This window comes from Pseudomonas sp. MAFF 730105, assembly GCF_055380705.1.
Map to the genome: position 1 here is coordinate 907243 of NZ_AP018438.1, position 22156 is coordinate 929398.

Annotated in this window: 20 protein-coding genes and 3 tRNA genes; 20 read left to right on the top strand and 3 right to left on the bottom strand. The window is 59.1% G+C overall.

The features are described 5' to 3' along the window. Window positions 1-21: 21 nt before the first annotated feature. Genes carB through PCOSP_RS03870 form a run of 3 tightly spaced genes read left to right on the top strand, consistent with a single transcriptional unit; the run spans window position 22 to window position 4155 of the window. A complete protein-coding gene (gene carB, locus PCOSP_RS03860; protein ID WP_041024999.1) occupies window positions 22-3243 on the top strand; it encodes a carbamoyl-phosphate synthase large subunit in 3222 nt (1073 codons plus the stop codon). Window positions 3244-3245: 2 nt separating this feature from the next. Then, complete coding sequence (gene greA, locus PCOSP_RS03865; protein ID WP_030139783.1) at window positions 3246-3722, top strand: transcription elongation factor GreA; 477 nt, start codon at window positions 3246-3248, stop codon at window positions 3720-3722. A gap of 28 nt (window positions 3723-3750) precedes the next feature. After that, a complete protein-coding gene (locus PCOSP_RS03870; RefSeq protein ID WP_041024998.1) occupies window positions 3751-4155 on the top strand; it encodes a hypothetical protein in 405 nt (134 codons plus the stop codon). Between the two features lie 10 nt (window positions 4156-4165). Here the strand turns inward: PCOSP_RS03870 and PCOSP_RS03875 are convergent, their stop codons facing one another. Next, window positions 4166-4474 (bottom strand): YhbY family RNA-binding protein, encoded by a 309-nt coding sequence (locus PCOSP_RS03875; protein WP_024779952.1) that lies wholly within the window; start codon window positions 4472-4474, stop codon window positions 4166-4168. A gap of 105 nt (window positions 4475-4579) precedes the next feature. Here PCOSP_RS03875 and rlmE point away from each other — a divergent pair, with 105 nt between their 5' ends. The 16 genes from rlmE (at window position 4580) to PCOSP_RS03955 (ending at window position 20102) form a co-directional block, all read left to right on the top strand. Further along, entirely contained in the window at window positions 4580-5230 is a 651-nt protein-coding gene (gene rlmE / locus PCOSP_RS03880; protein ID WP_464710385.1) for a 23S rRNA (uridine(2552)-2'-O)-methyltransferase RlmE, read from the top strand. Between the two features lie 191 nt (window positions 5231-5421). Beyond that, the gene (gene ftsH / locus PCOSP_RS03885) at window positions 5422-7332 is read left to right on the top strand and encodes an ATP-dependent zinc metalloprotease FtsH (protein ID WP_464710386.1); all 1911 of its coding nucleotides are present in this window, start codon (window positions 5422-5424) and stop codon (window positions 7330-7332) included. A gap of 8 nt (window positions 7333-7340) precedes the next feature. Next, window positions 7341-8192 (top strand): dihydropteroate synthase, encoded by an 852-nt coding sequence (folP, locus tag PCOSP_RS03890; protein WP_175385920.1) that lies wholly within the window; start codon window positions 7341-7343, stop codon window positions 8190-8192. 16 nt (window positions 8193-8208) lie between these two features. Further along, a complete protein-coding gene (glmM, locus tag PCOSP_RS03895) occupies window positions 8209-9546 on the top strand; it encodes a phosphoglucosamine mutase (RefSeq protein ID WP_139648200.1) in 1338 nt (445 codons plus the stop codon). A 66-nt stretch (window positions 9547-9612) separates the two neighbouring features. Beyond that, window positions 9613-10368 carry a triose-phosphate isomerase gene (tpiA, locus tag PCOSP_RS03900; RefSeq protein WP_139648202.1) on the top strand — a complete coding sequence of 252 codons (756 nt, stop codon included), beginning with the start codon at window positions 9613-9615 and terminating at the stop codon, window positions 10366-10368. Window positions 10369-10372: 4 nt separating this feature from the next. Further along, on the top strand, window positions 10373-10756 hold the full coding sequence (gene secG, locus PCOSP_RS03905; RefSeq protein ID WP_024779946.1) for a preprotein translocase subunit SecG: 384 nt from the start codon (window positions 10373-10375) through the stop codon (window positions 10754-10756). A gap of 22 nt (window positions 10757-10778) precedes the next feature. Next, window positions 10779-10864, top strand: a tRNA-Leu gene (locus tag PCOSP_RS03910). A gap of 99 nt (window positions 10865-10963) precedes the next feature. Further along, a tRNA-Met gene (locus tag PCOSP_RS03915) sits at window positions 10964-11040 on the top strand. Window positions 11041-11179: 139 nt separating this feature from the next. Further along, on the top strand, window positions 11180-11638 hold the full coding sequence (gene rimP / locus PCOSP_RS03920; RefSeq protein ID WP_024779945.1) for a ribosome maturation factor RimP: 459 nt from the start codon (window positions 11180-11182) through the stop codon (window positions 11636-11638). A gap of 59 nt (window positions 11639-11697) precedes the next feature. Next, on the top strand, window positions 11698-13179 hold the full coding sequence (gene nusA / locus PCOSP_RS03925) for a transcription termination factor NusA (protein ID WP_024779944.1): 1482 nt from the start codon (window positions 11698-11700) through the stop codon (window positions 13177-13179). Window positions 13180-13206: 27 nt separating this feature from the next. Continuing rightward, window positions 13207-15735 carry a translation initiation factor IF-2 gene (gene infB / locus PCOSP_RS03930; RefSeq protein ID WP_053193009.1) on the top strand — a complete coding sequence of 843 codons (2529 nt, stop codon included), beginning with the start codon at window positions 13207-13209 and terminating at the stop codon, window positions 15733-15735. 159 nt (window positions 15736-15894) lie between these two features. Further along, complete coding sequence (rbfA, locus tag PCOSP_RS03935; RefSeq protein WP_053193010.1) at window positions 15895-16290, top strand: 30S ribosome-binding factor RbfA; 396 nt, start codon at window positions 15895-15897, stop codon at window positions 16288-16290. 3 nt (window positions 16291-16293) lie between these two features. Further along, the gene (truB, locus tag PCOSP_RS03940; RefSeq protein ID WP_024779941.1) at window positions 16294-17211 is read left to right on the top strand and encodes a tRNA pseudouridine(55) synthase TruB; all 918 of its coding nucleotides are present in this window, start codon (window positions 16294-16296) and stop codon (window positions 17209-17211) included. Window positions 17212-17353: 142 nt separating this feature from the next. After that, a complete protein-coding gene (rpsO, locus tag PCOSP_RS03945; protein WP_002555121.1) occupies window positions 17354-17623 on the top strand; it encodes a 30S ribosomal protein S15 in 270 nt (89 codons plus the stop codon). A gap of 176 nt (window positions 17624-17799) precedes the next feature. Next, entirely contained in the window at window positions 17800-19905 is a 2106-nt protein-coding gene (gene pnp, locus PCOSP_RS03950; RefSeq protein ID WP_024779940.1) for a polyribonucleotide nucleotidyltransferase, read from the top strand. A 124-nt stretch (window positions 19906-20029) separates the two neighbouring features. Beyond that, window positions 20030-20102: transfer RNA gene (locus PCOSP_RS03955), tRNA-Thr, on the top strand. Window positions 20103-20117: 15 nt separating this feature from the next. On the opposite strand, the gene PCOSP_RS03960 is transcribed toward PCOSP_RS03955, so the two are convergent. Further along, window positions 20118-20663 (bottom strand): hypothetical protein, encoded by a 546-nt coding sequence (locus PCOSP_RS03960; RefSeq protein ID WP_175385922.1) that lies wholly within the window; start codon window positions 20661-20663, stop codon window positions 20118-20120. A 298-nt stretch (window positions 20664-20961) separates the two neighbouring features. Here PCOSP_RS03960 and PCOSP_RS03965 point away from each other — a divergent pair, with 298 nt between their 5' ends. After that, the gene (locus tag PCOSP_RS03965; RefSeq protein WP_024779938.1) at window positions 20962-21267 is read left to right on the top strand and encodes a DUF6388 family protein; all 306 of its coding nucleotides are present in this window, start codon (window positions 20962-20964) and stop codon (window positions 21265-21267) included. A 38-nt stretch (window positions 21268-21305) separates the two neighbouring features. Here PCOSP_RS03965 and nadC read toward each other — a convergent pair whose 3' ends face one another. Further along, window positions 21306-22154 carry a carboxylating nicotinate-nucleotide diphosphorylase gene (nadC, locus tag PCOSP_RS03970; RefSeq protein WP_139648206.1) on the bottom strand — a complete coding sequence of 283 codons (849 nt, stop codon included), beginning with the start codon at window positions 22152-22154 and terminating at the stop codon, window positions 21306-21308. Window positions 22155-22156: the final 2 nt, after the last annotated feature.

Here is a 22156-nt window from a genome sequence, read left to right on the forward strand (position 1 = left end):
GCGGATTTGAGTGACAAACCCATGCCAAAACGTACAGACATAAAAAGCATCCTGATTCTCGGCGCCGGCCCGATCGTGATCGGCCAGGCCTGCGAGTTCGACTACTCCGGCGCCCAGGCCTGCAAGGCCCTGCGCGAAGAGGGTTATCGCGTCATCCTGGTGAACTCCAACCCTGCCACCATCATGACCGACCCGGCCATGGCCGACGCCACCTACATCGAGCCGATCAAGTGGCAGACCGTTGCCAAGATCATCGAGAAAGAACGTCCTGATGCGCTGTTGCCGACCATGGGCGGCCAGACGGCGCTGAACTGCGCCCTGGACCTGGAGCGCGAAGGCGTCCTGGAAAAATTCGGTGTGGAAATGATCGGCGCCAACGCCGACACCATCGACAAGGCCGAAGATCGTTCGCGCTTTGACAAGGCGATGAAAGCCATCGGCCTGGAATGCCCGCGCTCGGGTATCGCCCACAGCATGGAAGAGGCCAATGCGGTCCTCGAAAAGCTGGGCTTCCCGTGCATCATTCGTCCGTCCTTCACCATGGGCGGTACCGGTGGTGGCATCGCCTACAACCGCGAAGAGTTCGAAGAAATCTGCGCCCGTGGTCTGGATCTGTCGCCGACCAAGGAACTGCTGATCGACGAATCCCTGATCGGCTGGAAAGAATACGAAATGGAAGTTGTCCGTGACAAAAAGGACAACTGCATCATCGTCTGCTCCATCGAAAACTTCGACCCGATGGGCGTGCACACTGGCGACTCGATCACCGTCGCGCCGGCCCAGACCCTGACCGACAAGGAATACCAGATCCTGCGTAACGCCTCCCTGGCGGTATTGCGTGAGATCGGCGTGGAAACCGGCGGCTCCAACGTCCAGTTCGGCATCTGCCCGGATACTGGCCGCATGGTGGTCATCGAGATGAACCCGCGGGTTTCCCGTTCGTCGGCCCTGGCTTCGAAAGCCACCGGTTTCCCGATTGCCAAGGTCGCCGCCAAGCTGGCCGTGGGTTATACCCTGGACGAGCTGTCGAACGACATCACCGGCGGCAAGACTCCGGCGTCCTTCGAACCGTCCATCGACTACGTCGTCACCAAGTTGCCACGCTTTGCCTTCGAAAAATTCGCCAAGGCCGACGCCCGCCTGACCACCCAGATGAAGTCGGTCGGTGAAGTCATGGCCATCGGCCGGACCTTCCAGGAATCCCTGCAGAAAGCCCTTCGCGGCCTGGAAGTGGGTGTCTGCGGCCTCGATCCGAAGCTGGACCTGAGCAACCCGGAAAGCATGAGCGAGCTCAAGCGCGAGCTGACCGTGCCGGGCGCCGAGCGTATCTGGTACGTGGCTGATGCCTTCCGTGCCGGCATGACCGTGGAGCAGATCTTCGGCATGAACATGATCGATCCTTGGTTCCTGGTTCAGATCGAAGATCTGATCAAGGAAGAGGAGAAGGTCAAGACCCTGGGCATGTCCAGCATCGACCGCGACATGATGTTCCGCCTCAAGCGCAAGGGCTTCTCGGACCAGCGCCTGGCCAAATTGCTGGGTGTGACCGAGAAGAGCCTGCGCGCTCATCGTCACAAGCTGGAAGTGTTCCCGGTCTACAAGCGCGTCGACACCTGCGCGGCCGAGTTCGCCACCGACACCGCCTACCTGTACTCCACGTACGAGGAAGAGTGCGAAGCCGCGCCATCGACGCGCGACAAGATCATGATCCTGGGCGGCGGTCCTAACCGCATCGGCCAGGGCATCGAGTTCGACTATTGCTGTGTACACGCAGCACTGGCCCTGCGCGACGACGGGTACGAGACCATCATGGTCAACTGCAACCCGGAAACCGTGTCCACCGACTACGACACCTCCGACCGTCTGTACTTCGAGCCAGTGACCCTGGAAGACGTGCTGGAAATCGTCCGTGTCGAGAAGCCGAAAGGCGTGATCGTCCAGTACGGCGGCCAGACCCCATTGAAACTGGCTCGCGCCCTGGAAGCCGCTGGCGTACCGATCATCGGTACCAGCCCGGATGCCATCGACCGCGCCGAAGACCGTGAGCGCTTCCAGCAGATGGTCGAGCGCCTGAACCTGCGTCAGCCGCCAAACGCCACTGTGCGCAGCGAAGACGAAGCGATTCGTGCCGCCGCCAAGATCGGTTATCCGCTGGTGGTGCGCCCGTCCTATGTACTGGGCGGTCGTGCGATGGAAATCGTTTACCAGGAAGAAGAACTCAAGCGCTACCTGCGTGAAGCGGTCCAGGTGTCCAACGACAGCCCGGTGCTGCTGGATCACTTCCTCAACTGCGCCATCGAGATGGATGTGGATGCGGTCTGCGACGGCAAGGACGTGGTGATCGGCGCGATCATGCAGCACATCGAGCAGGCCGGTGTTCACTCCGGTGACTCCGCGTGCTCGCTGCCGCCTTACTCGCTGCCGGCGCACATCCAGGACGAGATGCGTGAGCAGGTCAAGAAAATGGCCCTGGAACTGGGTGTGGTCGGCCTGATGAACGTGCAACTGGCGCTTCAGGGCGAAGACATCTACGTCATCGAAGTGAACCCGCGCGCTTCCCGGACCGTGCCGTTCGTCTCCAAGTGCATCGGTGTTTCCCTGGCAATGATCGCTGCCCGCGTCATGGCCGGTAAGACCCTGGCGGAGCTGAACTTCACCAAGGAGATCATTCCGAACTTCTACAGCGTGAAAGAGGCGGTGTTCCCGTTCGCCAAGTTCCCTGGTGTCGACCCGATCCTCGGCCCGGAGATGAAATCCACCGGTGAAGTGATGGGTGTTGGCGATACCTTTGGCGAAGCGTTCGCCAAGGCCCAGATGGGCGCCAGCGAAGTCCTGCCGACAGGCGGCACGGCGTTCATCAGCGTGCGTGATGACGACAAGCCACTGGTTGCAGGCGTGGCCCGTGATCTGATCAACTTGGGCTTCGAAGTGGTCGCCACTGCCGGTACCGCCAGGCTGATCGAGGCGGCGGGCCTGAAAGTGCGCCGCGTGAACAAGGTGACCGAAGGGCGTCCGCATGTGGTCGATATGATCAAGAATGACGAAGTCACGCTGATCATCAACACCACTGAAGGGCGTCAGTCGATCGCCGACTCCTACTCCATTCGTCGCAATGCGCTGCAGCACAAGATCTATTGCACCACCACCATTGCTGCGGGCGAAGCGATCTGCGAAGCGCTCAAGTTCGGTCCCGAGAAGACCGTCCGTCGTTTGCAGGATCTACATGCAGGATTGAAGGCATGAGCATAACCAAGTACCCGATGACTGTTCAGGGCGCGAAGGCCCTGGAAGAAGAGCACGCTTTCCTGACCAAGGTCGAGCGCCCGCGCTTGAGCCAGGCCATTGGTGAAGCGCGTGAACTGGGCGATCTCAAGGAAAACGCCGAATACCATGCCGCTCGCGAAGAGCAGGGCATGGTCGAGGCGCGGGTGCGTGACATTGAAGGTCGCATGCAGAACGCAGTGATCATTGACGTCACCACCATCCCCCACACCGGCAAGGTGATCTTCGGCACCACCGTGGAAATCGCCAACGTCGAGACGGATGAAAGCGTCACTTACCAGATCGTGGGTGAGGATGAAGCTGACATCAAGCTGGGCAAGATTTCCGTCGGTTCACCGATTGCTCGTGCCTTGATTGCCAAGGAAGAGGGCGATGTGGTGGCAGTGAAAACGCCCGGTGGCGTCATCGAGTATGAGATTGTCGAAGTCCGCCACATCTGAACGAAGGCGCCCGCTGCGTGCGGGTGCCATGCTCTGGCAACTTGCCCAGATGCTCTGGGTCGGTGGCCTTTGGCTGCTGCATATCGGCCTGCTGCCGGTGCTGGGGCGAATCGGCCTGGCACCGCTGCTGATCGATGAAATTGTAGACATGCTGACGGCGCTGATGGTGGCGTTTTCAGCGGTCTGTGTGATATTCCAGGCGTTGGTGCTGGTTCAGGCCGAGGGCCGTGCCAGCCTATGGCGCGACATTCGTGGGCAATTGCTGCTCATGTCGTTGTACGCCTGTGGGATGTTTCTGGCGGTGAGTCTCGGCTGGCCGGATGCGAGCCAATGGCGAGTGTTCAGCTACGTGGTGCTGGGGCTTTCCGGGTTGGTGCTGGTGTTGCAGCCAGTGCCTGGATGGAGTGGCAGGGTGCGCGAAGCGCACCCTTGACCCTTTGGCATTACTTGAAGCGGTGTACGTTCGACAGTTGCTTGTTGACGCTGAAATTCTTGCGATAAAGCAATGCCATCTTACCGATGACCTGTACCAGGTCCGCCTTGCCGGTCTTGCACAGTTCTGCAATGGCAGCCAGACGGGCTTCGCGGTCGAGGATGTTGAGCTTGATCTTGATCAGCTCGTGATCGCTCAATGCGCGCTCCAGCTCGGCCAGTACACCTTCAGTCAAGCCGTTGTCCGCCACAATCAGAACCGGTTTCAGGTGGTGGCCAATGGATTTGTATTGTTTCTTCTGCTCTTGAGTGAGCGGCATAATCTGACCCCTGCGTCTGATCTTGTAAAAAAGCGGCGGCCAGTTTACCCGAGCGAGTCCGGGACCGCCCACTTAATCACGACCCGTTTTATGTAGAGGTGGCCTGTGGCCCGTTCCAAGACTAGCCTGAACTGGCTCAAAGAGCATTTCAACGATCCATACGTCAAGATGGCGCAGAAGGACGGCTATCGTTCTCGTGCCAGCTATAAATTGCTGGAGATCCAGGAAAAGGATCGATTGATCCGTCCGGGCATGACCGTGATCGACCTCGGTGCCGCGCCGGGCGGGTGGTCCCAGGTGACCGGTCGTCTGATCGGTGGTCAAGGGCGATTGATCGCTTCCGACATCCTGGAAATGGACAGCATCCCCGATGTGACCTTCATCCAGGGCGATTTCACGGAAGACGCCGTCCTGGCAAAAATTCTGGAGGCCGTCGGAAATACACAGGTTGACCTTGTGATTTCCGATATGGCCCCCAATATGAGTGGATTAGCGGCTGTCGACATGCCTCGTGCAATGTTTCTCAGCGAACTGGCCCTGGATCTTGCTGGGCGGGTTCTGCGTCCAGGCGGTGATTTCCTGATCAAGGTCTTCCAGGGGGAAGGCTTCGACGAATACCACAAGGGCATCCGCAAGCTGTTCGACAAGGTGCAGATGCGCAAACCTTTGTCGTCCCGTGACCGCTCCCGCGAGCAGTATCTGTTGGCGCGCGGCTTTCGCGGAGGGGAAGGATCGGGCAGTGATGAGCGTCTTTGAAAGACCTCGATAGTTTTTTTTGTTTCGCCTTGCAAACGCCGCGTAATGACAATGGCGCGGCCAGGTTTCACAAAGGGTTACAGACGGCGCCTGCCAGAGTCGTAGGTAATGTAGTAAGTTAGGCCGGTGAATATCATGCGAAGCTCGCGCCGATAGCGGAGCCAGCTTCAGAGGGTAGTTAATTGAACGATATGGCAAAGAATCTGATCCTGTGGTTGATCATCGCCGCTGTCCTTGTGACCGTGATGAACAACTTCTCCAGCCCTAACGAGCCACAGACCCTCAACTATTCCGACTTCATTCAGCAGGTCAAGGATGGCAAGGTCGAGCGCGTTGCCGTCGATGGCTATGTCATCACCGGCAAGCGTACCGATGGCGACAACTTCAAGACCATTCGTCCGGCCATCCAGGACAATGGCCTGATCGGCGACCTGGTGGACAACCATGTCGTGGTCGAAGGCAAGCAGCCTGAACAACAAAGCATCTGGACCCAGCTGCTCGTGGCCAGCTTCCCGATCCTGGTGATCATCGCGGTGTTCATGTTCTTCATGCGCCAGATGCAGGGCGGTGCCGGCGGCAAAGGCGGCCCGATGAGTTTCGGCAAGAGCAAGGCAAGGCTGCTTTCCGAAGATCAGGTGAAAACCACCCTGGCCGACGTCGCAGGTTGTGACGAAGCCAAGGAAGAAGTGGGCGAACTGGTCGAATTCCTGCGCGATCCGGGTAAGTTCCAGCGCCTGGGCGGTCGTATCCCTCGTGGCGTGCTGATGGTCGGCCCTCCGGGTACCGGTAAAACCTTGCTGGCCAAGGCTATAGCCGGCGAAGCCAAGGTGCCGTTCTTCACCATTTCCGGTTCCGACTTCGTTGAAATGTTCGTTGGTGTGGGTGCCAGCCGTGTTCGTGACATGTTCGAACAGGCCAAGAAGCACGCGCCATGCATCATCTTCATCGACGAGATCGACGCCGTTGGTCGCCATCGTGGCGCCGGCATGGGCGGCGGTCACGACGAACGTGAGCAGACCCTCAACCAGTTGCTGGTGGAGATGGACGGCTTCGAAATGAATGACGGCATCATCGTCATTGCTGCCACCAACCGTCCGGACGTGCTCGACCCCGCGCTGTTGCGTCCGGGCCGCTTCGACCGCCAGGTCGTGGTGGGGCTGCCGGATATCCGCGGTCGTGAACAGATTCTCAAGGTCCACATGCGTAAAGTGCCGATGGGCGACGATGTGGTTGCGGCGGTTATCGCTCGCGGCACGCCGGGCTTCTCCGGCGCCGACCTGGCCAACCTGGTCAACGAAGCATCGCTGTTCGCCGCTCGCGCCGGTAAGCGCGTCGTGGAGATGAAAGAGTTCGAACTGGCTAAAGACAAGATCATGATGGGCGCCGAGCGCAAATCCATGGTCATGTCGGAGAAAGAAAAGCAGAACACGGCTTACCACGAGGCGGGTCACGCCATCGTCGGTCGCGTCGTGCCTGAGCATGATCCTGTCTACAAGGTCTCGATCATCCCGCGCGGCCGTGCGCTGGGTGTGACCATGTTCCTGCCGGAAGAAGATCGCTACAGCTTGTCCAAGCGGGCGCTGATCAGCCAGATCTGCTCGCTCTACGGTGGCCGTATCGCCGAAGAGATGACATTGGGCTTCGACGGTGTAACCACTGGTGCATCGAACGACATCATGCGTGCCAGCCAGATCGCACGGAACATGGTGACCAAGTGGGGCCTTTCCGAGAAGCTCGGTCCGCTGATGTATGCCGAAGAAGAGGGCGAAGTATTCCTCGGTCGCGGCGGTACCGGCCAGCATGCAAGTTTCTCCGGTGAGACTGCCAAGCTGATCGATTCCGAAGTGCGCAGCATCATCGACCAGTGCTATGGCACTGCGAAGCAGATCCTCACGGACAACCGTGACAAGCTCGATGCCATGGCCGATGCCTTGATGAAGTATGAAACCATCGATGCCGAACAGATCGATGACATCATGGCGGGGCGTCCGCCTCGCGAGCCAAGGGATTGGACGGGTGGTACGGGGACTCCCGGTACGCCTCCGGCGGTACAGGGCGAGCGCCCGGAAACACCGATCGGCGGTCCCGCTGCTGATGTCTAAGGCTTGAAATGACTTCTGTTCAGTCCTCGACCCGGTTGCCTTGTGGCAACCGGGTTCTTGATTTGGCCCGTGTGCATGTCATGGGCATTCTCAATGTCACTCCCGACTCCTTTTCCGACGGCGGCCGGTTTGGTCAGCTCGATGCTGCGCTGCGGCATGCCGAGTCCATGGTGGCTGCCGGTGCGACGCTGATCGATGTCGGTGGCGAGTCGACCCGGCCGGGCGCTCGGGCTGTTTCGCCTGTCGAGGAGCTGGAACGGGTGGCGCCGGTTGTGGAGCGCATACACCGTGAACTGGATGTCATAATCTCGGTCGATACGTCCACGCCAGCGGTCATGCGCGAGACGGCTCGGTTGGGAGCGGGCTTGATCAACGATGTCCGCTCCCTGCAGCGAGATGGTGCCCTGGATGCCGCGGCGGCTACCGGATTGCCGGTGTGCCTGATGCATATGCTCGGTGAGCCGGGAACCATGCAGAACGACCCGCACTATGGCGATGTGACCCGGGAGGTTGGCGAATTTCTGGTCGAGCGCATGAATCAGTGTGCGCTGGCGGGTATTCCTGCCGAGCGGGTGGTGCTGGATCCCGGTTTCGGCTTTGCCAAGACCCTGGAGCATAATCTGAGCCTGTTCAAGCATATGGAAGCCTTGCATGCCCTGGGGCGACCGCTGTTGGTCGGGGTTTCGCGAAAAAGCATGATAGGCAATGCCTTGGGGCGTCCGGTGGGCGAGCGCTTGTATGGCGGCCTCGCTCTCGCGGCGCTGGCCATTACCAAAGGCGCGCGCATATTGCGCGTGCACGATGTGACCGAAACGATGGATGTTGTGCGGATGATCGCAGCAGTGGATTCAGCCGAATAAGAATGACGGAGCACTTATGAGCAAGAAATATTTTGGCACCGACGGTATCCGTGGTCGGGTCGGCGAATACCCTATTACCCCTGATTTCATGCTCAAGCTCGGTTGGGCTGCCGGCATGGCGTTCCGCAAGATGGGCGCCTGCAAGGTGTTGGTCGGCAAGGACACGCGAATTTCCGGTTACATGTTCGAGTCGGCTCTCGAAGCCGGCCTGACTTCGGCGGGGGCTGACGTGATGTTGCTGGGGCCGATGCCGACTCCTGCCATTGCCTATCTGACGCGTACGTTCCATGCCCAGGCGGGTATCGTGATCAGCGCTTCCCATAACCCCCATGATGACAACGGCATCAAGTTTTTCTCTGGCAAGGGCACCAAATTGCCAGATGAAGTCGAGCTGATGATCGAAGAGCTGCTGGATACGCCGATGACTGTGGTCGAGTCGAGCAAGATCGGCAAAGTGTCGCGGATCAATGATGCATCGGGTCGTTATATCGAGTTCTGCAAGGGCAGCGTGCCGACCGGCACCAGCTTCGAGGGGCTGAAAGTCGTCGTCGATTGCGCCCACGGTGCGACCTATAAAGTCGCGCCGAGTGTATTTCGTGAGTTGGGTGCCGAGGTGGTGGTGCTGTCCGCCCAGCCTAACGGGCTGAACATCAACCACAACTGTGGTTCCACTCATACCGACGCATTGCAGGCAGCGGTTCTGGCCGAGCAGGCCGATCTCGGGATCGCCTTCGATGGCGACGGCGATCGTGTCCTGATGGTGGATCACACCGGTACTGTTGTCGACGGAGATGAACTGCTGTTCATCATCGCGCGCGATCTGCATGAGCGCGACAAGCTGCAGGGCGGGGTGGTCGGCACGCTGATGAGCAACCTGGGGCTCGAGCTGGCGTTTGCGGATCTGGATATTCCATTCGTGCGGGCCAACGTGGGTGACCGCTATGTCATCTCGGAGCTCCTGGAGCGCAACTGGGTCGTCGGGGGCGAGAACTCCGGTCACATCGTTTGCTTCGATCACACCACCACCGGTGATGCGATCATTGCCGCTTTGCAGGTGCTGATGGCGCTCAAGGCACGTAACGAGAGCCTTGCGCAGTCACGCCAGGCATTGCGCAAATGTCCGCAGGTATTGATCAACGTGCGTTTCGGCGGTGGGGCGAATCCCATCGAGCATGCCACGGTCCAGCAGGCCAGCGAGCGTGTGACGCAGGCGATGGCGGGGCGTGGACGCGTGCTGCTGCGCAAGTCTGGCACGGAGCCGTTGGTGCGCGTCATGGTCGAAGGCGAGGACGAAGCGCAGGTTCGCGGTTATGCCGAAGAACTGGCAAAGCTCGTTACTGAAGTTTCTGCCTGAATTCGGCTTGCCAGTCATGAAACGGTTGGGTAACATCTGCGCCCACTTTGACCGACGAGGTACAGCATGCGTCGCCCTATGGTAGCTGGTAACTGGAAGATGCACGGTACCCGCGCCAGCGTCGCTGAGCTGATCAATGGCCTTCGTCATCTGGCCTTGCCAAGCGGTGTTGATGTCGCGGTATTCCCGCCTTGCTTGTATATCAATCAAGTGATTGATGGCTTGAAGGGCAAGTCGATTTCGATCGGCGCGCAGAATTCTGCGGTGGAATCCATGCAAGGTGCGCTGACCGGTGAAATTGCGCCAAGTCAGCTGGTGGATGCAGGTTGTTCCCTGGTGCTTGTCGGGCACTCCGAGCGTCGCCTGATCATGGGTGAGCAGGACAAGGCCCTGATTCGCAAGTTTGCAGCGGCTCAGGCCTGCGGTCTGACTCCGGTGTTGTGTGTAGGGGAAACCCTCGAGCAGCGTGAAGCCGGGAAGACCCTTGAAGTTGTCGGGCGTCAGCTGGGCAGCATCATCGAGGATCTGGGTGTCGGTGCTTTTGCAAAGGCAGTCATTGCTTACGAGCCGGTCTGGGCCATTGGTACCGGGCTGACTGCTTCGCCGCAACAAGCGCAGGATGTGCACGCCGCCATTCGCGCCCAGTTGGCGGCAGAGAATTCTGAAGTGGCACGAGGTGTGCGGCTTCTATACGGCGGCAGCGTGAAGGCGGCCAATGCGGTCGAACTGTTCGGCATGCCGGATATCGATGGGGGGCTCATTGGTGGAGCTTCCCTGAATGCAGATGAGTTCGGTGCGATCTGTCGCGCCGCGGGAAACTGAAAAAATGCTGGAAACAGTCGTAGTCGTTTTTCATCTGCTGGGTGCATTGGGCGTAGTTGCTCTGGTATTGCTGCAGCAGGGTAAAGGTGCGGATGCTGGTGCGTCTTTCGGTGCAGGTGCTTCAAATACTGTGTTCGGAAGCCAAGGTTCCTCTACCTTTCTTAGTAAGTTTACTGCTATACTTGCCGCCGGTTTCTTCATGACCAGCTTAGGGTTAGGTTACTTTGCTAAAGAGAAAGCTCATGAGCTGACTCAAGTAGGTTTGCCAAGCCCGGCGGTGTTGGAAGCGCCAAAGCAAAAACCGGCTTCTGATGATGTCCCGGTGCTTCAAGAGCAAAAGTCGGCCAACCCGGCGACTGACGTACCTCCAGCTCAAGAGCAGAAGTAAGAAGGTTTCAAACGCTGTATTTGCCGAGGTGGTGGAATTGGTAGACACGCAACCTTGAGGTGGTTGTGCCCATAGGGTGTAGGGGTTCGAGTCCCCTTCTCGGTACCAATTGAATCAGGAAAGCCCGCAATAGCGGGCTTTCTTGTAGGTGGAAGGGTTACATTGACCCTGTAGAGGATCGGTCGTATACTTCCGCCCCAGCTTTGTCGCGGGATGGAGCAGCCTGGTAGCTCGTCGGGCTCATAACCCGAAGGTCGTCGGTTCAAATCCGGCTCCCGCAACCAGTTTTAGGGCCCCTTCCAAGGGGCTTTTTGTTAGCTGGACACTTTATAACGCCGCTGTTCAACGGCGTTTCAGGGATGGGCGATTCGCCCATTTTTTTTTATTTGCACAGCATGCACAAACATGCACGAGGGGGTTCAGGTGTCGAGCAAGCTAGAACAGTTGCAGGCCTTGTTGGCCCCGGTGGTCGTGGCCCTTGGCTATGAATGCTGGGGTATTGAGTTTTCGGCTCAAGGTCGCCACTCACTGTTGCGCGTTTATATCGATAAGGAAGGCGGTGTGTTGGTGGATGATTGCGCCATCGTCAGCCGTCAGATCAGCGGTGTGCTGGATGTTGAAGATCCAATCAGCACCGAATACACCCTTGAGGTTTCCTCGCCCGGCATGGAACGCCCACTGTTCAGCCTTGAACAGTTTGCTTCGTTTGCCGGTGAACAAGTGAAGATCAAGCTGCGTTCGCCCTTCGAGGGTCGACGCAACTTTCAAGGCCTTCTGCGCGGTGTAGAAGAGCAGGACGTCGTGGTGCAGGTAGATGACCATGAGTTCCTGTTGCCGATCGATATGATCGACAAGGCCAACATTATTCCCAGTTTTGACTGATACGTGCCAGATACTGCGGATCCCGCGGATCCAATGGCTTGCGAAAGGCGAGGCGTACGATGAGCAAAGAAGTACTGCTGGTTGTTGAGTCGGTATCCAATGAAAAGGGCGTACCGGCTAACGTTATTTTTGAAGCGCTGGAGCTGGCTCTGGCCACTGCTACCAAGAAGCGGTTTGAAGACGAAGTTGATTTGCGTGTGGAGATCAATCGCCACACCGGTTCCTATGAAACTTTCCGTCGCTGGACGGTGGTCGAGGAAGCCGATCTGGATGATCCGGCTATCGAAACCTGGCCGAGCAAGGTTGCAGAAACGCATCCTGGCGCCAAGGTAGGTGACGTAGTAGAAGAAAAGATCGAGTCCATCGAATTCGGTCGCATCGCTGCACAGACGGCCAAGCAGGTCATCGTGCAGAAGGTTCGTGAAGCCGAGCGCGCGCAAGTCGTTGACGCTTATCGCGAGAAGCTGGGCGAGATCATCTCCGGCACCGTGAAAAAGGTTACCCGCGACAACGTGATCGTCGACCTGGGCAACAACGCCGAGGCGCTGTTGGCTCGTGAAGACATCATTTCTCGCGAAACTTTCCGAGTGGGCGTGCGACTGCGTGCGCTGCTCAAGGAAATCCGCACCGAGAACCGCGGCCCGCAGCTGATTCTGTCGCGTACTGCGCCGGAAATGCTGATCGAGTTGTTCCGCATCGAAGTGCCGGAAATCGCCGAAGGCCTGATCGAAGTCATGGCTGCCTCCCGTGATCCGGGATCGCGTGCCAAGATTGCGGTCCGTTCCAAGGACAAGCGCATCGACCCGCAAGGTGCCTGCATCGGCATGCGCGGTTCGCGTGTCCAGGCCGTATCCGGCGAGCTGGGCGGTGAGCGTGTGGACATCGTTCTCTGGGACGATAACCCGGCTCAGTTCGTGATCAACGCGATGTCGCCGGCAGAAGTGGCGGCAATTATCGTTGACGAAGATGCCCATGCCATGGACATCGCCGTTGGCGCAGACAATCTGGCTCAGGCCATCGGTCGTGGTGGTCAGAACGTGCGTCTGGCCAGCCAGCTGACGGGCTGGACCCTGAACGTGATGACCGAATCGGACATCCAGGCCAAACAGCAAGCTGAAACCGGTGACATCCTGCGCAACTTCATCGAAGAACTCGAAGTCGATGAAGAGCTGGCGCAGGTACTGGTGGATGAGGGCTTTACCAGCCTGGAAGAGATTGCCTACGTGCCGGTGGAGGAAATGCTCAACATCGACGGCTTTGACGAAGACATCGTCAACGAGCTTCGCGCTCGGGCCAAGGATCGTTTGTTGACCAAAGCCATCGCTACTGAGGAAAAGCTGGCAGACGCCCATCCGGCCGAAGACCTGCTCTCGCTTGAGGGTATGGACAAGGATTTGGCGATGGAACTGGCGGTGCGCGGCGTAATTACCCGCGAAGACCTGGCCGAGCAGTCTATTGACGACCTGCTCGACATCGACGGCATTGACGATGATCGTGCCGGCAAGTTGATCATGGCCGCCCGAGCCCACTGGTTCGAGTAATTAGGCGCGGCCTGAGGAGAGAAGTGCATGACGCAAGTCACGGTGAAACAACTGGCCGATGAGGTCAAAACACCGGTAGAGCGCCTGTTGCAGCAGATGCGTGAGGCAGGTCTGCCGCACACCGCCGCCGAGGAACATGTGACCGACAGTGAGAAGCAGTCCCTGCTGACCCACTTGAAGAGCAGTCACAAGGCGAAAGTGGAAGAACCGCGCAAGATCACTCTGCAGCGTAAAACCACCAGCACCCTGCGTGTTGCCGGTAGCAAAAGCATCAGCGTAGAAGTACGCAAGAAGAAAGTTTTCGTCCAGCGCAGCCCGGAAGAAATCGAAGCCGAGCGCAAACGCGAACTGGATGAACGTCGCGCAGTAGAAAATGCCGCGCGCCAGAAGGCTGAAGAAGAAGCCAAGCGCCGCGCCGAAGAAGAAGCGCGTCGTCAGCCTGCCCCGGCCGCTGCGCAACCTGCTCCGGCGGAAGCCGTAGCGGCGCCTGCCCAGGTGGCTGAGCCCGTGCGTGAAAGTGCACCGGTCCTGGAGGCAGCTCCTGCCCCTGCGGCTGACGCTCGCAAACGCGACGAACCGCGTCGTCCGGACAAGCCACGTGCCGACGAGAACCGTCGTGGCGGTGGTGATGGCGAGCGTAAGAACGCTCCGCATCGTGCTTCGGTCAAGGAAAAGGCGCCGGCTCCAAGGGTTGCTCCACGTACCACCGACGAAGAAAGCGATGGCTTCCGTCGTGGCGGTCGCGGCAAGGCCAAGCTGAAGAAACGCAACGCCCACGGTTTCCAGAGCCCGACCGGCCCTGTCGTGCGTGAAGTGAAGATCGGCGAGACCATCACTGTGGGCGATCTGGCCCAGCAGATGTCGGTCAAGGCTGCCGAGATCATCAAGTTCATGTTCAAGCTGGGTACGCCGGCCACCATCAACCAGGTACTGGATCAGGAAACTGCCCAGCTGGTTGCCGAAGAACTGGGCCACAAAGTGACCCTGATCAGCGACACCGCCCTGGAAGATTCCCTGGCCGAGTCCCTGAAGTTCGAAGGTGAAGCGGTTCCTCGTGCGCCGGTCGTGACCGTCATGGGCCACGTCGACCACGGTAAGACCTCGCTGCTCGACTACATCCGTCGTGCCAAGGTAGCTGCTGGCGAAGCCGGCGGTATCACCCAGCACATCGGTGCGTACCACGTTGAAACCGATCGTGGCATGGTCACCTTCCTCGATACCCCGGGTCACGCCGCGTTTACCGCCATGCGTGCCCGTGGTGCCAAGGCGACCGACATCGTGATCCTGGTGGTCGCGGCGGACGACGGCGTGATGCCACAGACCATCGAAGCTGTTCAGCATGCCCAGGCAGCTGGCGTGCCGCTGGTGGTTGCGGTGAACAAGATCGACAAGCCGGGCGCCGACCTCGATCGCATCCGCAGCGAGCTGTCGGTTCACGGCGTGACTTCGGAAGACTGGGGTGGCGATACTCCATTCGTTCCGGTTTCCGCGAAGATGGGTACCGGCGTCGACGAATTGCTCGAAGCGGTATTGCTGCAAGCCGAAGTGCTCGAACTGACCGCCACCCCATCGGCCCCTGGCCGTGGTGTCGTGGTTGAATCGCGCCTGGACAAGGGCCGCGGTCCGGTGGCCACGGTCCTGGTTCAGGACGGTACGCTGCGTCAGGGCGACATGGTGCTGGTCGGTTCGAACTATGGTCGTGTTCGCGCCATGCTCGACGAGAACGGCAAGCCGATCAAGGAAGCCGGTCCGGCTATCCCGGTCGAGATCCTCGGCCTGGACGGTACGCCGGACGCTGGTGACGAGATGAGCGTTGTGGCTGACGAGAAGAAAGCCCGCGAAGTGGCTCTGTTCCGTCAAGGCAAGTTCCGCGAAGTCAAACTGGCTCGCGCTCATGCCGGCAAGCTGGAAAACATCTTCGAGAACATGGGCCAGGAAGAGAAGAAGACGCTCAACATCGTCCTCAAATCCGACGTCCGTGGTTCGCTGGAAGCCTTGCAGGGTGCTCTGAACGGCCTGGGCAACGACGAAGTGCAAGTGCGTGTGGTCGGCGGCGGTGTCGGTGGTATCACCGAAAGCGACGCCAACCTGGCACTGGCTTCCAATGCAGTACTGTTCGGCTTCAACGTGCGTGCCGATGCCGGTGCTCGCAAGATCGTCGAGCAGGAAGGTCTGGATATGCGTTACTACAACGTGATCTACGACATCATCGAAGACGTCAAGAAAGCCCTGACCGGTATGTTGGGCAGCGACGTGCGGGAGAACATCCTGGGCGTGGCCGAAGTTCGCGACGTGTTCCGTTCGCCGAAATTCGGTGCCATCGCCGGTTGCATGGTGATCGAAGGTGTCGTTCACCGTAACCGTCCGATCCGTGTACTGCGTGAAGACATCGTGATCTTCGAAGGCGAGCTGGAATCCCTGCGTCGCTTCAAGGATGACGCTTCCGAAGTACGTGCCGGCATGGAATGCGGTATTGGCGTCAAGAGCTACAACGACGTCAAGGTCGGTGACAAGATCGAAGTCTTCGAGAAGGTCCAGGTTGCTCGCAGCCTCTGACTCGCGCACTTCAAGAGCCACATCGGGTAGCCGCATGAACATGCGCTGCTTCGCTGGCGGACTCTAAACGCAACGCCCGGTCTGGCTTTTGTCAGGCCGGGCGTTTGCCGCTTTCAGACCTCACGGGTTTCACCGTGGGGCAGTAACAGGTAGCAAGACATGGCAAAAGAATATAGCCGTACCCAACGAATCGGCGATCAGATGCAGCGCGAGCTGGCCCAACTGATCCGCCGCGAAGTCAAGGACCCGCGTGTCGGCCTGGTCACCATTACCGCTGTGGAAGTCAGCCGTGACGTCGGTCACGCAAAGATTTTCATCACGGTGATGGGGCAGGACGGCGCCGATGATGTCGCCCAGAGCATCAAGGTGCTCAATGCGGCCGCCGGTTTCCTGCGCATGCAGTTGGCCCGTGAAATGAAGCTGCGCAGTGTTCCACAGCTGCATTTCCACTACGACGAGAGCGTCGCCCGGGGCGCGCACCTGTCGGCCTTGATCGAGCGCGCGGTGGCTGAAGACAGTCAACACGCGGCTGAACCCGAAGACACCAAGGAGTAACCGGTGGCTCAGGTCAAACGTATCCGTCGTAACGTCAGCGGTATCATCCTGCTCGACAAGCCGTTGGGATTCACCTCCAACGCCGCCTTGCAGAAGGTTCGCTGGCTGCTCAATGCCGAGAAGGCCGGGCACACCGGCAGCCTCGATCCGCTGGCCACCGGCGTGCTGCCGCTGTGTTTCGGCGAGGCGACCAAGTTCTCCCAGTACCTGCTCGACTCCGACAAGGGGTATGAAACCCTGGCGCAATTGGGTAAGACCACCACCACGGCGGATGCCGAAGGCGAGGTTTTACGCGAGCGGCCGGTGACCGTTGGTCAGGCTGATATCGAAGCGGTGCTGCCCGGATTTCGTGGGCAAATCAGTCAGATACCGCCGATGTACTCGGCCCTGAAGCGTGATGGGCAGCCCTTGTACAAATTGGCCCGTGCAGGCGAAGTAGTGGAGCGTGAACCACGTTCTGTTACTATTGCGCGCTTGGAATTGCTGGCCTTTGACGGTAATACTGCACGGCTAGCCGTGGATTGCAGCAAAGGCACTTATATCCGGACCCTGGTGGAGGATATTGGTGAGCAGCTCGGCTGTGGTGCGTACGTGGCGGAGTTGCGCCGGACCCAGGCCGGACCCTTCACGCTGGCCCAGACGGTCACGCTGGAAGAGCTCGAAGCGGTACATGCCGAAGGCGGCAACGAAGCGGTCGACCGCTTCCTGATGCCATCGGACAGTGGGTTGCTGGATTGGCCGCTGTTGCAGTTCTCGGAACACAGCGCATTCTACTGGCTCAATGGCCAGCCGGTGCGAGCCCCGGATGCGCCGAAATTCGGCATGGTTCGGGTACAGGATCACAACGGTCGCTTCATCGGTATCGGTGAAGTGAGCGAAGACGGGCGCATTGCGCCGCGTCGACTGATTCGGTCGGAATGACCGGAACCCGTCTGTGTAACAGCAGGCGGGCGAGTGTGGCTGTTAACAGGCACGGTCACTACTCATTTATAGATACAGGGATCTGTCCCTGGCCTGTTGGTACGGTTTCCCCGGAAACGGTACCTCACAAGAGGAAAGCCACATGGCACTCAGCGTTGAAGAAAAAGCTCAGATCGTGACCGACTACCAGCAAGCTGTTGGTGATACTGGTTCGCCAGAAGTGCAAGTTGCACTGCTGACCGCCAACATCAACAAACTGCAAGGTCACTTCAAGGCCAACGGTAAAGACCACCACTCCCGTCGTGGTCTGATCCGCATGGTAAACCAGCGTCGCAAGCTGCTGGATTACCTGAAGGGTAAGGACGTAAGTCGTTACAGCGCCTTGATCGGCCGCCTGGGTCTGCGTCGCTAATAAGCGATTGCGCTATGAGGTTGGTGGTCTGTCAGTTGCCTGCGCTTTGCGTCGGCAACCGGCAGGCTCCCAGCCTCAAGTTTTATCTGGACAGTCGTTGGGCCGATTCCCCGCACTGCCCAAGAATTTCGCAAGAAGACAAGTTCCCCCAAGAGCCACAAAGAAGGTAGGACACCGTGAACCCGGTAATCAAAAAATTCCAGTTCGGTCAGTCGACCGTTACCCTCGAGACTGGCCGTATCGCCCGTCAGGCCTCCGGCGCAGTGCTGGTCACCGTTGACGACGACGTCAGCGTATTGGTGACCGTTGTCGGTGCCAAGCAAGCCGATCCAGGCAAGGGCTTCTTCCCTCTGTCTGTTCACTACCAGGAAAAGACTTACGCTGCCGGTAAGATCCCTGGCGGTTTCTTCAAGCGCGAAGGCCGTCCTTCCGAGAAAGAAACCCTGACTTCCCGACTGATCGACCGTCCGATCCGTCCGCTGTTCCCAGAAGGCTTCATGAACGAAGTGCAGGTTGTCTGCACCGTCGTTTCCACCAGCAAGAAGACCGATCCGGACATCGCTGCGATGATCGGTACCTCGGCTGCGCTGGCCATCTCCGGTATTCCTTTCGATGGCCCGATCGGCGCTGCCCGCGTTGCGTTCCACGAAAGCACCGGCTACCTGCTGAACCCGACCTACGAGCAACTGAAGGCCTCGAGCCTGGACATGGTCGTTGCCGGTACTTCCGAAGCCGTGCTGATGGTTGAGTCCGAAGCCAAAGAGCTGACCGAAGACCAGATGCTGGGCGCCGTACTGTTCGCCCATGACGAGTTCCAGGTGGTGATCAACGCCGTCAAGGAACTGGCCGCCGAAGCCGCCAAGCCAACCTGGACCTGGGCTCCCCAAGCCGAAGCCACCGAGCTGCTGGGCGCGATCCGTGCCGAGTTCGGCGAAGCGATCTCCCAGGCCTACACCATCACCGTCAAGGCCGACCGTTACGCGCGTCTGGGCGAGTTGAAGGACCAGGTCGTTGCCAAGCTGTCCGGCGAAGAAGGCCAGCCATCGGCTGCCGACGTCAAGGCCGCTTTCGGTGAAATCGAATACCGGACCGTTCGCGAGAACATCGTCAACGGCAAGCCACGTATCGACGGTCGCGACACCCGCACCGTACGTCCGCTGAACATCGAAGTCGGCGTTCTGCCGAAGACCCACGGTTCGGCGCTGTTCACCCGTGGCGAAACCCAGGCCCTGGTCGTTGCCACACTGGGCACTGCCCGTGACGCGCAACTGCTGGACACCCTGGAAGGCGAAAAGAAAGACCCGTTCATGCTGCACTACAACTTCCCTCCGTTCTCGGTGGGTGAGTGCGGTCGCATGGGTGGCGCCGGTCGCCGCGAAATCGGTCACGGCCGTCTGGCCCGTCGTTCGGTCCAGGCCATGCTGCCGGACGCCGACGTGTTCCCGTACACCATTCGCGTAGTATCGGAAATCACCGAGTCCAACGGTTCGAGCTCCATGGCTTCGGTCTGCGGCGCTTCCCTGGCCTTGATGGACGCCGGTGTGCCAATGAAGGCACCGGTTGCCGGTATCGCCATGGGCCTGGTGAAGGAAGGCGAGAAATTCGCCGTCCTGACCGACATCCTGGGTGACGAAGACCACCTGGGCGACATGGACTTCAAAGTAGCCGGTACCGCCAAAGGCGTGACCGCACTGCAGATGGACATCAAGATCAAGGGCATCACCGAAGAGATCATGGAAATCGCCCTGGGCCAGGCCCTGGAAGCGCGCCTGAACATCCTCGGCCAGATGAACCAGGTGATCGGTCAGTCCCGTACCGAACTGTCGGAAAACGCTCCGACCATGATCGCTATGAAGATCGACACCGACAAGATCCGTGATGTCATCGGTAAAGGCGGCGCGACCATCCGTGCGATCTGCGAAGAAACCAAGGCTTCGATCGACATCGAAGACGACGGTTCGATCAAGATCTTCGGCGAAACCAAGGAAGCGGCAGAAGCAGCACGCCAGCGCGTCCTGGGTATCACCGCCGAAGCCGAGATCGGCAAGATCTACGTCGGCAAGGTTGAACGCATCGTCGACTTCGGCGCCTTCGTCAACATCTTGCCGGGCAAGGACGGTCTGGTTCACATCTCCATGCTGAGCGATGCTCGCGTCGAGAAAGTGACCGACATTCTGAAAGAAGGCCAGGAAGTGGAAGTGCTGGTACTGGACGTGGACAACCGCGGCCGTATCAAGCTGTCCATCAAGGACGTGGCGGCGGCCAAGGCATCGGGCGTTTAATCCCCCCTTCGCCTGACTGCTGAACAACAAAACGCCCCGACTGGTTCGGGGCGTTTTGCTGTGTGGGGAAAATCCTTGTGGCACAGGTTGCCTGGTCACGGGCTGGATGCTAGGTTAGCTCACCGCCCGTGTAGCTCAGTCGGTAGAGCAGCGCACTCGTAACGCGAAGGTCGCAGGTTCGATTCCTGTCTCGGGCAAGATTTCCTCTCTCCTTATTTCACCTTCCTGCTCAACTCCTCAACCATGCGTTTGAGCTGATCCATCTCGCGATCCTGATCGCTGATCTTTCCTTTCAGCGTCGATATCTCGCTGTTATTCGAACTCGAGCTGGAGCCGCTATTACGCTTGAGCTCTTCCACTTGCTTGCCAAGGTCGTTCAGGTCGCGCTCCTGTTCCTTGACCGTGCGCTTAAGTTCTTCAATTTCCCGGCTGCTGGAGTTGGAACTGGAACCGCTGTTGCGTTTGAGCTCTTCGATCTGCCGGGCCTGCTCGGCGAGGGTGCGCTTCTGGCTTTCCAGTTCGGTAGCGTTGGCTTTGGCGGCTTGCTGCATGTCCTTCAAGTTATCGATGCTGATACCGGTTTTGTAGAAGACGTCGTTGCCAAATGAGCTGCGAAGGGCCGAAATTTCATCGGATGGCTCTGGATAATTGGACGAGATCTCAACTGCCGCTTGCGCAGCGCCGGTCAGTACCAGGCTGGCGAGTAGCAGGGTCGTGGTAGCCCGCCGAATAGACGTTAACCTTGGAAAGCTGCGCATTACAGAATCCTTATGAAGCGCCGATGTGGCACATCGCTATGACTCGGGATTCTGATAGATGTTCCTCGACCTCTTCCGTACGTGGACATAAGGTTTTTGTGCGGCAGATGTAAAGAGCCGTGTAAATCATCGGCAAAACGTCCTATATTCGTTGCCTGCATGAGCATTGCCCAGCAGTTTTCAAATGATCCACGAATGGTTCCAAGGACCAGGAAAACCGCGCTGCCAGCGGTTCTGTGTCAGAGAGATCCTTGATGATCCAGTCCCATCTTCCATTCCTTCGATCAGCGAGAACGACATGACGGCTAAAGAACTGACCCAAGAAGCCAGACACGAAGAAGCGCTGCGCAAATACGCCCTGGATACGCCTCAGTTACTGGAAGAAATCGGGAACCTGAGCGCCGATGAGCAGAAAGACCAGATTCAGTGGGCTTTCGAAGACGAGGCCGAAGCCCAGGGTTTGCAGCCTTGGGAGCTGACGCTCAAGTACACCAGCACACCTGAAGAGTTCGAGGCGCAGCGTCTTGCCTTGCACAAGGAGGCTGCCGAGGTGCTGGGTGTGGATTGGGATGAGTACTGCGAGATGAATAATCTGGTGGTCTGAAAAAAACGCCAGCCTTCAGGGCTGGCGTTTTTTTATGCTCAGAGACTCAAGCGCATCGACAGATCCACTGCCTTCACATCCTTGGTCATCGCCCCGATCGAGATGTAGTCCACCCCGGTCTCGGCAATCGGCCGCAAGGTGTTTTCGTTGATCCCGCCGCTGGCTTCCAGCTTCGCCTGGCCGCCGTTCAGGCGCACGGCTTCACGCATGTCGTCCAGGCTCAGTTCGTCGAGCATGATGATGTCGGCATTGGCCGCTAGCGCTTCTTTCAATTCCGCCAGGCTTTCCACTTCGACTTCCACCGGTTTGCCCGGTGCGATCTTGTGGGCGGCCGCGATTGCCTGGGCGATCCCACCGCAGGCTGCGATGTGGTTTTCCTTGATCAGGAAGGCATCGTACAGACCGATGCGGTGGTTATGGCAGCCGCCACAGGTGACGGCGTACTTCTGCGCCAGGCGCAAGCCGGGCAGGGTCTTGCGGGTGTCCAGCAGCTTGACCTGGGTGTCGGCGACGAAGTCGGCCAGGTAGCGGGCGCGGGTGGCGACACCCGAGAGCATCTGCAGAAAGTTCAGCGCGCTGCGCTCGCCGGTCAGCAGTGAGCGGGCCGGGCCTTCGAGGTGGAACAGCGCCTGGTCGGGGTTGGCCCGGTCGCCGTCACGCACTTGCCAGTGCACCGCGACACGCGGGTCCAGTTGCCGGAACACGGCGTCAACCCAGGCGGTGCCGCTGATGATCGCGGCTTCGCGGGTAATGATGGTGGCCTTGGCCAAGCGTTCGGCGGGGATCAACTGCGCGGTGATGTCGCCGCTGCCGATGTCTTCGAGCAAGGCGCGGCGCACGTTGGCTTCGATTTCGGCGGTCAGGTCGGCGAGACGTAGGTTCGGCATAA